A 13,445-nucleotide genomic window follows, 5' to 3' on the forward strand; every position below is an offset into this window, starting at 1 on the left:
TATATATAAAATACGAAGGAGCAGGGTTTGCCATTTCCTATTTTCTCTTTTTGGATAAAATGTAACCTACCATGGAATTTCCACGGTAGGTGTTACTTATATCACTAATCGTTCTAAAAATGGTTTGAGGCAGTTGAGGAGAATTCCTTCTATCCAGCTTTCTTGTGCTGAGGATAGATGTTCTGACTGGAGACTTTCTTTTAGAAAATCTCGGACTTGTTCTGGTGCGATTTCAAACTCAAAAGCTTTCATTTTATAGAAAAAGTCGAGCAGATGATCTGACAGATATTCAGTTGAAAAGGGAACTTCTCCACTTTTTCGATATTCTAATAAGAGTCGAGCAAATCTGGCTTTTTCTTCAGGAAGCTCACGAAAATAGGAATTGAGGAGCCAGGTCTGCTTCTGCTTTCTTTCAATTGGATCCTGACTAGCAATTCGTTGGTCTTTTTCCAACTCTTTTTGGTATTGTTTGGCCTTGATAGCCCGTTCTGTCCGATTTTTACCAAAAAGAATTTTCTCCCACTTGCGTTCTTCTTGAGTTAGGATCTCTGTAAAGCCAAAGTAATCTTGATAAGCACGCTCTGCGGGTCCCATGGCTAGGACTAGATTGTCTGCATATTGCTTGGCAATTTTATCCCTTTTTTTGCGCTCTTTCTCTGCCTGGATACGGAGTTCTTGTTCGTAGTCAATTTTCTCCTTGCCTAGCTTGACAAGGTAGAGTTGGTCATCTGATTTGCCAAGTAAAAAGGGCTTGATATACTTTTCTAGGACTTCTTCCATCCGAGCCTTTTTCTTGGGCTCTGCCTTGGTCCAACTTCCTCCTTGAAAGACTTCTAGGAAGAGTTGGTAGTCTTTCTCAGGTGAGAACTGATTGCCACGATTAGGTTTAAAAACACCTTTTTCCCAGAGCCATTTTAGAAGGCGCTCATCAAAGTCACTTTTATTGACCTTGATTTTTTCCTTTTTCTGGGCTTTTCTGGTCAGATTTTCAACCTTTCTGAGTAGTTTTTCCTCCTCTTCCAATTGCTGGTCGAGGTTTAATCGATGAAAATGACGAACACAATCGCTACCAATCGGAAAGAGGCGTTGACCTGTAACGCCGTTAAAGAGTTCGTAAGCGTATTTGATAGCATTTCCACAGACACAATTGCTACGGCCGATACCGTTAAAAATCAAGGAAACTTCATTCCATTCCTTGGTAGCTTGTTCCCAAGTATCAGCTTTTGAAGCCTGTAAAACCGCATCGTGTAGGGATTTTCTAACTGGAAGTGTCATGAGATCTCCTTTCTAGATTATACTTTTACAACTTGAACCTCGTCTTTACCGAGTAAAATCAAGTATTTTTCAATATTTTCAATCAAATAGGCTCGTGATAAAGCCTCTCCGTATAGGGCTAACTGACCACGATAGCGGTCTATGAGTTGACTTGGTTCATCATAGCGGTCTGTCTTGTAGTCGAACAGAATAATTCTGTCCTCATAAAGCAGATAGCCGTCCAAGATTCCACGGACAACAAAGTCTTCTTGACTCTTTTGGTCTCGTTTGAGCATGGAGAAAGGTTGCTCGCGATAAAGATGGTAGGTATTGGCAAGAACTTCCTGACCGAGTGCTGTGTCAAAGAATGCAAGAATTTTCGCAAGATTAATCTTGTCTCTGACAGCTGGGCTGGTTTGAACTTGTTTGAGAGTTTCTGTCAGGCTAGCAAGCGTTGGTCGCTGACTGAGGTCCATTCTCTGCATCAGTTCGTGGGTGGCACTACCAATTTCAGCTCCTGTTACCTTTTCTTTGGTTGAAAAATCTGGCAAATCAAAGTTGATTTTCTTATCTACTGACTGGCCTTGACCTGCAATCTCGACACCTTCCATATCCATAACTGGTTCGTAGAATTTCTTGATTTGACTTGGGGTTTGAACACTAGGAAGTTCAATAGCTGCGCGGTGAAGAGTATTATATACTTCCACTTCTTTCAGCATTTCAAGAGCTTCTTTAATGGTTTCTGACTGACGATTGTCTGCTTGAGAGCTAGCTTGGAGAGGGCTCTTGTTTTCCAATTCTCCTATATCTTCTCTAGTCAACTGGTCTTCGCCAACAAAGCGATAACTAAAGTTGAGATGATCCTTTGCAAACACTTTGCTGATAGCCCAAATCCAATCTTGGAAATTCCTTGCTTGAAGTCTAGTGTTGCTATTTAGTTTTCCATTTTTAGCTGCTGGATATTCCTTGGCTTCCAGCTTTTCACGAGAACCCTTACCGACAAGATAGAGTTTTTTCTCAGCCCTCGTCATGGCAACATACAGCAGACGCATTTGCTCTGAATAGCTTGCTAGCTGTAATTCCTCTTCATTCTGCCTATAGGTCAAGCTAGGAATGGAGAGTTTGATAGTTTTAGGATAGTGATCTTCCACTGCTCCTGTCTCCATTTTGGCAATATATTTGACACCAATACCATTCTGACGACTGAGAATGACCTCTGACATGCTGTCTTGCTTATTAAAGTCTTGATCCATATTGAGGATAAAGACGTAAGGAAACTCCAGTCCTTTACTCTTGTGGATGGTCATGAGATCTACTGCATCTTTTGGTGGTGCGACGGCCACGCTTGCAAGATCGTGCTGGGCTTCCAAAACTTGGTTAATCATACCAATAAAACGTGACAAGCCCTTAAAATTACTCTTTTCAAACTGGTCTGCTCTCAAAGCTAGGGCATAGAGATTGGCCTGTCTAGCAGGACCATTTGGCAAAGCCCCAACATAGTCATAATAAAAACGGTCGTTGTAAATCTTCCAAATCAAGTCATAGAGGGAATGAGTTTTGGCATACAGTCGCCAAGAATCCAAGATATCCATGAATTGGTTTAGTTTCTCAGCTAGAGTGGTGTGAATCAAGTTTTTCTGGCTGCTAGCCAGTTTTTGAGCATTGACCAGTTTCTCATAGAGATTTTCTCGGATTTTATCCTCTGCTTTCTGAAGGGACAAGCGTGCTAACTCGTCCTCATCAAATCCAAACATTGGAGACTTCATAAGGGCAACCAAGGCATAGTCTTGAAGAGGATTGTGAATAACACGAAGGGTGTCTAGCATGACTTGTACTTCTAGAGATTGGAGATAGTTGTTTTGCTCTCCGTCGGTTTTGACAGGAATCCCGTACTCAAACAGAGCAAGTAGAATTTGATCATTACGACTACGACTAGAGGTCAAAAGGGCAATTTCTTTAAAGGCAACACCTTTTTCCTGATGGAGTTTTAGAATCTCCTTAATGACTAAGCGCATCTCACCTGTGAGTTTTGTTTCTGCCTGATTCTCTTCTTCCTCACCTGTGTCATCCTTGTCGTAGAGGAGAAATTCTGCCTTGTTGTCAGGATTTGGAGTCAGTTTGGTATTGGCAAAAACAAGCTGGTGCATGTTATCATAGTTGATTTCGCCGACCTCTTGGTCCATAAGGCGTTCAAAAACATCATTGGTTGCTGACAGCACTTCTGAACTACTACGGAAATTTTCCTTGAGGAGAATGAGCTTGCCCTCATTTGGATTTTGCGCATAGCGTTGGAATTTCTCATTGAAAATCTGCGGGTCTGCCTGACGGAAACGATAGATGGACTGCTTGATATCTCCTACCATAAAGCGATTGTGGCCATTAGACAGCAATTCTAGCATCCGTTCTTGAATATGGTTGGTATCCTGATACTCATCGACCATGACTTCATGGAAGCGCTCCTGATAAGCCTCACGGACTTGCGGAAAATTCTCTAAAATCTCAATAGTGTAATGGCTGATATCAGCGAATTCAAAGGCATTTTCCTGACGTTTGCGTTCACGATAAGCTTCCACAAAATCACTCATGAAAGACTGGAAGGTTTTAGCTAGCTCCCAGGTGTCTTGATGATAACGTTCTTGATAGTCGAGAATGGTTATCTGGTCTGACAGTTGTCCTAATTTAGCAAACTGGGACTTTCTCTCTTCGTTGTAGGCATCCGCCAGGGGCTTCAAATCAGCCTTACGGCTGGCATTAGTCAGAGCTCGGCCGTTTTTCTCTTTCGAAATTGCGACAACACGCGCAAGCACTGCTTGATAAGCCTGACTATCGGACTCCTGATTCAAGGAGCTAATTTCGTCTAGAATCAACTGAACATTTTCTAGATAAGCAGCCTTTGGAAACTCCTTGGCATCATTATCCAGATGATAACGGAAAAAGCTTTCCAAATCCCAAATGGCTTGTTTGATCTGCTCAGTCAGTTTTTCTTTTTCACTGGTAAAATCAGCCTTTTCAAAGCCTTTGAGGAAAGATTCACTTAACCATTTCTGAGGATTACTGGTGGATTGGAGGAAGTCATAAATTTTATAGACTTGCTGGCGCAGCCCTCGTTCATCTTTTCCACGTCCAGCAAAGTTTTTCAGCAAATGACTAAACTTTTCTTTCTGTTTCCCTTGGTAATGGGCTTCAAAGACCTCATGAAAGACTTCGTTTTTTAGAAGAAGTTGCTCGCTTTGGTTTTGTAAAATACGGAAATTAGGTGCAATGTCAAGCAGATAGCCATGTTTACCAAGGAATTTTTGTGTGAAAGAGTCCATGGTTCCGATGGCAGCATTTGGTAGGTCTGCCAACTGGCGTCCCAAGTGTTGTTTGAGGTCAACATCGCTACTTTCTTGGATTTGTTGGCTGATTTTTTTCTCCAAACGTTCCTTAAGCTCTGTAGTAGCCTTAACGGTAAAGGTCGAGATGAAGAGTTGACTGATTTCCACACCACGCGCCAATTGATCTAGAATGCGCTCTGCCATGACAAAAGTCTTCCCAGAACCAGCCGATGCTGAAACCAGGATATTCTGACCAGAAGTGTAGATGGCTTCGATTTGTTCGGCAGTTTTCTTTTGTTCCTTGCTCGAATGCGCTTCTGCTTCTTGCAATTTTTGAATTTCCTTCTCAGTTAAAAAGGGAATGGGCTTCATCGATTCAACTCCTCTCTTATTTTTTCAAACCAAGCTTGCTTGAGTTTTTCTCCGACCAGACGTTTGCCATCAGTTAAGTCCAATTTTTCTAGAAAACGGGCTTGGCCCAAGTGGTAATTAGCCTCAAAGCCTGTAATGGCTTGATGTTGCTGAACATATGGTGCAATACTTCTGCCATTTTCAGTATAAGGGTTAATGGCGAACTGACCTTCTAAAATCTTCTCAGCTGCTTTCTTGTAAAGATAGGCATTGTAGTCCAGTAGGAGCTGGAATTCCTCATCTGTCAGCTGATTGGCCTTGTTTTTATTGTAAAATTCGCCCAAATGACTGCTTTCTTTTTCTAAAAAGAGTCCTTGGTATTTCATAGACTTGCTGGCTTCTACTACTGCACCTGCTAGACTTTTAACGGCCATCAGAGATTGGACTGGTTCAGCCATTTCCAAGTACATAGCGCCGAAAAAGTTCTGCTCCCCTTCTCTTTTTAGTGCAGCTAAGTAAGTTGGCAACTGGGAATTGAGGCCATTAAAGAAATGAGGAAACTGGAACTGAGTCAGACTGGATTTGTAGTCTACCACTCCTATCGCCCCGTCAGCTTTCAAACGGTCAATACGGTCAACCTTGCCTCGTACAAAGACACTGCGTCCATTGTCCAATTGAATAAAGGCCTGCTCTTTTCCACCAAAATTTGACTCTTCTTTGATGGTTTCGATAGCTGGATTATGGCGGAGAATGTGGCCAGTCGTCCGTGCCACATCAAGCAGAACTTCCTTGGTAAACTGGGCTTCCAAACTTTCCTGATAAATTGCTTCAAATTCCCGTTCTTGACTGGTTTCTTGGATAGCCTGTTCCAAACGTTGGTCAAAGGAATCTTCTTCAGGCAACTGCAAGGTACGTTCAAAAATGCGGTGCAAGAAATTCCCGTGACTACGGGCATCAGGACGTAGGCGTAATTCCTCCTGCAAGCCTAGAACATAACGGAGAAAATAACTGTATTCATTGCGATAAAACTCCGTCAAACCAGAGGTAGACAGGTAAAACTCCTGATCAGTAGGATAGAGAGCTTGTAAGGTATCCTTAGCCAACTGCTTACTGCTTGGACTGGTTTGGAGGGCTGGATTTGCAAGGCCGTGCTGGTCTAGTTTTTTACCCATAACACGCGCCAGAACCTTAATAAATGTCAAATCTTGCTCAGTATCACTCGTCTCGCCCTGCTGGTGATAGGCAACCAGACTGGACAAAAGACTGTGATATGATCCCATATCTTCCTTAGACAGCCCTTTGTGATTCATCCTCCTCTCTCTCCGACTAAATCCATAATGGACTAGCTCTTGAAGATAGGCAGATTCCTTACTTTCACTTTCGTTAAAAAGACTCGGAGCCGACAAGACCAACTGCTTGCGAGCAGAATTGACCAAGGAAAGCATAGTGTAGCGATTTTTCTTGAGGTTTTCACTACTGGCAATCAGTAATTGCGCCCCCTCTTCAGTCGCTTGGTTTAGACTTTGTCTTTCTTCGTCTGTCAATAGACTAGTGTTTTGCGCGATTTTTGGTAAATTGTCCTGAGTCAGTCCAATAGCATAAACAAAGTCAGCTGTCAAAGGCGCAATCAAATCGTAACTCTGCACCAGAACGGTGTCCACTGTCGCTGGAATGGTGCGATACTGAGATAGACTCATTCCAGAATGGAGCAAGGCTAGGAAGTCCTCTAGACTAACTTGCGAACCAGCAAAAACAGTTGCAAATTGTTCTAAAACATGGCAGAATGCCTTCCAAACTTCAGTCTGTCTTTCCTGCTCTAGGGCTTCCATGGTGGCTGTTAAGTCTTGCAACTGCTTGGTCACCGCTCCTTCTTTTAGAAAGACATTCCACTTTTGCAAGAGATTTTCAGCCTTTTGTTTTCGACTAGCAAAGAGGGTCTCAAGAGGTGCTACAATCCGCAAACGAAGAGCGTTTAAACGTTCTAAATCAAATTTCCCATGGTAGGATTTGATGAAGGTTTGCTGAAAGGCTGGCAAGCCATTGATACCAAGATAGCGGATATATTGCTCAAATGCGTCAATATCAGACTGACTAAGGTCGGTATACAAACCTGTTCTAAGAAGATTAATCAAATCCTCCTGACGGAAACGATAGCGTTTCAAAGCCAATATAGACTCGACAAACTGTGTCAAGGGATGATGAGCCATGGATTCGCTTCTACCAAGATAGAAAGGAATCTGATACTGGTCAAAAATTGTTTTAAGAGATAACTGATAAGAAGCTACATCCCCCAAGAGAATACGAAAATGCTTGTAGCTCAGGTCTGAGTTCTCATGTAATTTTTGACGAATGCTACGGGCAACTAGCTCCAACTCCTCCTTTTGTGTCAAGCAAGACCAGATTTGCAGGTTTTCACGATCTTTCTCATCGACATCCAAAGCGAGTTCTGAAAAGTCATAAGAAGATTCCAACAAACGAGAGGCCTTGTCAAAACTATCCATCTTCTCATGAGTTTGCGAATAGTCCTGAGCAGGCGTTTGGTATTTAGAGGCTAGATGATGGAGAAACTCCACACTGGCTTGATAGAGATTGCCTTCAGCGAATGGACTGGTATAAGCTTTCTTACTAGCATAAGCCCCAATGACAATTTCAACCCCCTTACCATGAAGTAGGTCCACAATTCGCTCTTCCTCGGCAGAAAAACGGGTAAATCCATCAATAACTAAGGCAATCTGTCTAAAATCACTACTAACTTTGTCATTCTCAATAGCCTCAATCAAATGGGACAACTGACTTCCCTGAGCCAACTGTCCCTGATTGAGATAGGCCGTTACTTTCTCAAAAATCAAGAGTAAGTCTGCTCGCTTGTCCTCATCCGTCAAACTCTCCAAGTCCAAAAAACTCATTTGAGCAGTCGTCATCTCGTGATAAAGATCAATCAACAGCTGGATAAACTGAGGATCCTGCTTAATCGCACCATAAACACGTAAATCCTTAGAATCAAGTTTGGCCAGGCATTTGTAAAAGGCCATCCCAAGACCGATGTCATCTAGACTTGTCTTAGCTGGCAAATCATTCAAAATCAGGTAACGAGCCATTTGAGCAAAGCGCGTGACGGTAATCGCAAAAGAAGCCTGCTGGGACAAGCATTCCAGCACGGCGCGTTCCTTTTCAAAAGAAAGAGAGTTAGGAGCGATGTAGAAGACCCGCTTGCCCACAGCAACTAGCTCCTCCGCCTCTCTGGTTAGAATTTCTGTCAAAGAAGTCCGAATATCAGTATAAAGTAATTTCATCTCTGCCTCGTTGGAATTTTTCATTACCTTATATTATACCATGATTAGCCCGAAGATTCCTCCTCCTTTCCTCCAAAATATGCTATAATAATACCAAAAGATAAAGAAGGAAGTCTTATGATTAAACTACTAGCCTTGGATATGGACGGAACCCTCCTCAATGAAGCCAAGGAAATTCCACAAGCTCACATCACTGCTATTCACCAAGCTATTGAAAAAGGTGTCAAACTGGTTCTCTGTACGGGTCGCCCGCTTTTTGGTGTCCTTCCCTACTATCAAAAACTGGATCTTGACCTTCAGAATGAGTATGTGATTGTTAACAACGGTTGTTCAACTCACCAGACAAGTGACTGGGGATTAGTTGACTGGCAAGAACTTAGTCCAGCAGACATCGAATACCTCTATGACCTAGCTGAAAAAAGTGATGTTCAGTTGACTCTTTTTGATGAGGAGCATTATTTTGTCCTCGGTGGTAAGCCTAATGAAATCATTCAAAATGATGCTAAACTAGTCTTTTCAGACCTGACTGAAATTTCTCTTGAGGAAGCGACTAGTGGTAAGTACCGGATGTTCCAAGGGATGTTTTTGGGTACAGAGAGTCAAACAGACGATTTTGAAGAGCGTTTTGCTACAGAACTCTGTCAACGATTTAGTGGAGTTCGTTCGCAGCCTGTCATTTATGAAGCTATGCCACTTGGTACGACAAAGGCTACTGCTCTTTCTCGACTAGCAGATATTTTGAAGATTGAGCCGTCAGAAATTATGGCCATGGGCGATGCTAATAACGATATCGAAATGCTCCAGTTTGCAGGCCTTGGTATTGCTATGGGAAATGCCAGCGATTATGTCAAATCTCTTGCGGATGCCGTTACAGCCAGCAATGAAGAAGACGGTGTTGCGCGTGCCATTGAGAAATATATTTTATAATTAAGAAGCCCAGTTCGTGTCAACTGGGTTTTGATATTTAAGAATTCCTAAAACTTTAGAAACTCTTTAGAAATGCTTGAGCTTTCTTTGATTTCTATGCTTTATACTAAAATTATCAAAATAAATCAAAAGGAGAGAATCATGAAAACAGTACTTGACATTCATGGATTGTCCAAAAACTTTGACAAACAAGCTATTCTTCAGGATCTTCATCTAACGATAAGAGAAGGAGATATTTATGGACTTATCGGAAAGAACGGAGCTGGGAAAACCACCTTGATAAAAATCATTACGCAACTACTGTTTGCGGATAAAGGGACTGTTTCCCTCTTCTCTAGCCAAACGGAAAATGAGTGGACCAAGGCCCTATCTCGAGTAGGTTCTGTTATCGAATCACCTGTAGCTCATAATCACTTAACAGCCTATCAAAATCTGAAATATTACTGTATGATTCGTCATATTCCAAATGCTGATCAAGTCATTCGAGAAACGCTGGACTATGTAGGCTTGTCAGATACAGGTAAAAAAGTCTTTCGAGATTTCTCTCTTGGAATGAAGCAAAGACTTGGCATCGCCATTGCCCTTCTCTCCAAACCAGACTTCCTGATCTTAGATGAACCTATCAACGGACTTGACCCAATTGGTATCAAAGAATTTCGTCTGATGATTCAACGGCTCAATCAAGAAAAAGGAATCACCATTCTCATCTCTAGCCATATCTTGTCAGAACTCTATCTCCTAGCAAATCGCTTTGGTATTTTAGATCAAGGAAAGATTATCCGTGAAATCAGCAAAGCTGAATTTGAAACACTGAGTGAGGATTATATTGTGCTTAAGACAGCTGATAAAGAGAAAGCTTGCCAAGTATTGAAAGAACAAATCCAGCTCCAGTTCAAGGTTGTTAATTCAGAAAACGAAATCCACATTTTTGGTCAGGAACAAGATGTCAAACAGATTCTCAAGGAATTAACCTTGGCAGATGTTGCCATTGACGAGATTTACTATGCCCGTCAAAACCTAGAAGAATACTTCACTCAATTGGTCCAATAGGAGGAAAATCATGATACATACCATTCAAGCAGACTTTTACCGTCTTTTCCGTTCCAAAGGATTCTGGATTACAGAGGTCATTCTCTTTGTACTCATGTTAATGGGGGCTATTTTTGGAGCTACTGGTCATCTGATGGCAATCAATACAGAAGAACCAGAAATTCCAACCCATGGTTGGGACGGTGTACAGGCACTTATTAACGCATCTAGTCAAGGTTCAAACCTCGTTTTTCTCTGTATCGTCCTAGCCTGCCTCGTTCTTGGAGTTGATTTAATCGGCAAACTCTATAAAAATAATTTAACAGTGGGTGTTTCTCGCGCCGAGTTTTTCCTTGCCAAAGCCTTTGTATTGACTTGTATTGCACTTTTGCAACTCATCATCGGTCTCGTGATTGCCTTTATTCCAGCAACTATCTTAAATGGATTTGGAACTATGCCTGATGGCTTTATTGGCAATCTACTGATAACCATTTCCCTTCAATTCCTTTGCCTCCTTGCTTGGCTTTCCATTGTTTCCTTCATCCTCTATGTTAGTCATTCTTATCTTGCAGTATTTATTGGATATTTGGTCAGCTCTATCTTACTTTCTATGCCAGTGCTCATCTTCCCAAGTATCAAAATTTTGCCATATTTATCATTGCAGTTTTTCTATGCTATGACTGCTAATAGTGAATCCATTTTCTATACACTTATAGTTACCTTAGCTGTTATTGTAATCTTTAATCTAAGTGGACTGACAGTTTTCAAAAAGAAAAGTCTATAAAAAAATGACCTCCTCTAGCTACAGAGGAGGTTTATTCGTTAAAAGTAAATGAAAACCGACAACCATTGCCCATCTGTGCCTAGTTTCATCTCTGCACCGAGAAGATGGCATAATTCCTCAGTGATATAAAGTCCTAAACCAGAGGATTCTTCAGTGTCTGATAGATTTTCAGAATAAAAACGGTTGCTGAGATTTTCTATTTTTTTAATGGGCTGTTTGACAAGATTTGCAATCTCTAAGACAAGTTGTTCCTTTTCCTTTTTCAAAGATAGACGCGCTTCTTCCTTGCCATGCTTGAGGACATTTCCAAGCAGATTTTGTAAAATTCGATCCAGCAACTCTTCATCAGTCCTCATTTTCAGACCAACTTCGACCTTAAAATCAAGCGTGATATTTGCCACTTGAAAAACATCATAATAAGCCAGAGTTTTTTTGGTGATAAAAGCTGAAAGATCCACTTCTTCCAGTTTCGGTTTGACAGCTCCTTCCATCAAACGACGATATTCTAGAAGAGCCTCCAAACGTTTGGAAACTAAATCAAGATGCTGGGATATTTTTTGTAAGGTTTCTGATTTGTCTTCAGGATTTTTTATCAATTGTTGGGTGTAGCCTGACGCGATAGTCAGAGGGGTCCGAATATCATGGGCGATATTGCTGATGGCCATATCCAGAGTCTGCTTTTCCCTTTTCATCACCAACCGAGATTGTTCTACTTCCTGAAATAAATTCTCAATCTGCTGGTAGAGATGTAAAAAATGTTTGGAAAAAATGCTGACTCCGACTCTTTTCATACTACCCGTGAGAATCTTGTCTTCAATCTGTTGACTCAGGTTTTTAAGTGCTAGATGGTAGCGAATCAATGCAATCGATAAAATAATTAAGAGTACCAGTAGGATAAAGATTATCATGTAGGTCATTGCTTGTCTCCTTTTAATCTTACCCCAACTCCCCAAATGGTTTCAATATATTCTTGATTTGGGTCAAGCTGGTTTAATTTTTTACGAAGATTACTCAAATGCGTATTGAGGGTATTATCTCCAGGTAGGTAGCTATCCTCCCAGACCAATTCATAAAGTTCTTCCTTGGTGAAAATTTTCTTAGGATGTTTGAGGAGAGTTTGGAGAATCAAGCATTCTTTCTTGGCAAGGCGAATCGTTTCCTGGTTATTTTTGATTTCAAAACTTTCTGCATCAAACTGGATATTTTTCAAGTTTTGTGGCAGATTTTCAGTTTTTACAATTTCCACAGGCTGTTTTTCTGCACTTTGGCGTAGTTGAACAGTAACTCTAGCAAAGACTTCGTCCAAATCAAAAGGTTTCACTATGTAATCATTGGCACCGTCTAAAAGGTATTGGCTGATAAGTTTTTTATCGCTCAAAGCCGTTAGCATAATGACTGGAATTTGACTTTGTTCCCTGATAGCTTTTAAAACCTGATCACCATTTTTCCCAGGAAGCATGATATCTAGCAAAACGAGTTCAATCCCACCTTGGTCAAAACGCATGATGCCTTCAGTTCCTGAAAAGGCTTGAATCACTTCATGCTCCTCAGTAAGAAGTGTTCGCAAAATCTCTTGAATGTCACTATTGTCTTCAATAACCAATATCCTAGCCATAAATACCAACCTTTCTGCAACTATTATAGCACGTTTTATTGATAAAGCTTAAACAGAAAAGCTTTTTCCTATTTTTCATTAGAATCGTGTTCATTAAAATCGTGCAACTTTTTTCAGATTGTTTTAAAAGATTGTATTTCTTATATTTTTTCTTTATACTGGATAAAAAGGAGTATAATATGTCAGAAACAAATCACGAAATTGATTCAAACTTTGCAGGGCGTTTAAATATCCTGCGTGCTGGTGTTCTTGGTGCCAATGATGGAATTATTTCCATTGCTGGTGTGGTTATCGGGGTTGCTAGTGCTACGAGTAATATCTGGATTATCTTTTTATAAGGATTTGCAGCTATCTTAGCTGGTGCCTTTTCGATGGCTGGTGGAGAATATGTATCTGTTTCAACTCAAAAAGATACCGAGGAAGCAGCCGTTGCGCGTGAGCAAGTCTTGCTAGACCAAGATATGGAACTAGCCAAAAAGTCTCTCTATGCAGCCTATATCCAAAATGGAGAATGTGAAACCTCTGCTCAACTCTTGACCAACAAAGCCTTTTTAAATAATCCGCTCAAGGCTTTGGTAGAGGAAAAATATGGGATAGAGTATGAAGAGTTTACCAATCCATGGCATGCTGCTATCTCTAGCTTTATTTCTTTTTTCCTTGGAAGCTTACCACCCATGCTTTCAATTACCATTTTCCCAAGTGAATACCGCATCCCTGCTACCGTCCTTATCGTCGGTGTGGCCCTTCTTCTCACTGGTTACACTAGTGCCAAACTTGGAAAAGCCCCAACCAAAACGGCTATGATTCGGAACCTCGCTATTGGCCTCTTGACCATGGGAGTTACCTACTTACTCGGCCAACTTTTCAGCATTTAG

The 13,445-nt window shown here is 41.2% G+C and carries 8 protein-coding genes and 1 pseudogene; 4 read left to right on the forward strand and 5 right to left on the reverse strand.

Going from position 1 to position 13,445, the window contains the following annotated elements:
* Nucleotides 1–96 precede the first annotated feature (96 nt).
* Genes QM843_RS01805 through rexB form a run of 3 tightly spaced genes read right to left on the reverse strand, consistent with a single transcriptional unit; the run spans nt 97 to nt 8,215 of the window.
* On the reverse strand, nt 97–1,275 hold the full coding sequence (locus QM843_RS01805; protein ID WP_261039356.1) for a hypothetical protein: 1,179 nt from the start codon (nt 1,273–1,275) through the stop codon (nt 97–99).
* 17 nt (nt 1,276–1,292) lie between these two features.
* Nucleotides 1,293–4,943: a helicase-exonuclease AddAB subunit AddA gene (gene addA / locus QM843_RS01810; protein ID WP_414304773.1), complete on the reverse strand. Its 3,651-nt coding sequence runs from the start codon at nt 4,941–4,943 to the stop codon at nt 1,293–1,295.
* On the reverse strand, nt 4,940–8,215 hold the full coding sequence (rexB, locus tag QM843_RS01815) for an ATP-dependent nuclease subunit B (protein WP_414304772.1): 3,276 nt from the start codon (nt 8,213–8,215) through the stop codon (nt 4,940–4,942). The genes addA and rexB overlap by 4 nt, the downstream gene beginning before the upstream one ends.
* Nucleotides 8,216–8,332: 117 nt before the next feature.
* Here rexB and QM843_RS01820 point away from each other — a divergent pair, with 117 nt between their 5' ends.
* From QM843_RS01820 to QM843_RS01830, 3 genes are all read left to right on the forward strand, one after another.
* A complete protein-coding gene (locus QM843_RS01820) occupies nt 8,333–9,142 on the forward strand; it encodes a Cof-type HAD-IIB family hydrolase (protein WP_112443589.1) in 810 nt (269 codons plus the stop codon).
* Nucleotides 9,143–9,283: 141 nt separating this feature from the next.
* On the forward strand, nt 9,284–10,192 hold the full coding sequence (locus QM843_RS01825) for an ABC transporter ATP-binding protein (protein ID WP_414304771.1): 909 nt from the start codon (nt 9,284–9,286) through the stop codon (nt 10,190–10,192).
* Nucleotides 10,193–10,202: 10 nt separating this feature from the next.
* Nucleotides 10,203–10,955: an ABC transporter permease gene (locus QM843_RS01830; RefSeq protein ID WP_112443587.1), complete on the forward strand. Its 753-nt coding sequence runs from the start codon at nt 10,203–10,205 to the stop codon at nt 10,953–10,955.
* Nucleotides 10,956–10,993: 38 nt separating this feature from the next.
* On the opposite strand, the gene QM843_RS01835 is transcribed toward QM843_RS01830, so the two are convergent.
* Together QM843_RS01835 and QM843_RS01840 are read right to left on the reverse strand one after the other, a co-directional pair.
* On the reverse strand, nt 10,994–11,872 hold the full coding sequence (locus tag QM843_RS01835; RefSeq protein ID WP_261445168.1) for a sensor histidine kinase: 879 nt from the start codon (nt 11,870–11,872) through the stop codon (nt 10,994–10,996).
* The gene (locus QM843_RS01840; RefSeq protein WP_112443585.1) at nt 11,869–12,570 is read right to left on the reverse strand and encodes a response regulator transcription factor; all 702 of its coding nucleotides are present in this window, start codon (nt 12,568–12,570) and stop codon (nt 11,869–11,871) included. Before QM843_RS01840 ends, QM843_RS01835 begins: the two co-directional genes overlap by 4 nt.
* A gap of 179 nt (nt 12,571–12,749) precedes the next feature.
* Between QM843_RS01840 and QM843_RS01845 the strand changes: the two are divergent.
* Nucleotides 12,750–13,445 (forward strand): annotated as a pseudogene (locus tag QM843_RS01845) (VIT1/CCC1 transporter family protein).

Origin of the sequence: Streptococcus mitis (genome assembly GCF_047463435.1) — a bacterium.
Taxonomy (GTDB): domain Bacteria; phylum Bacillota; class Bacilli; order Lactobacillales; family Streptococcaceae; genus Streptococcus; species Streptococcus mitis_DS.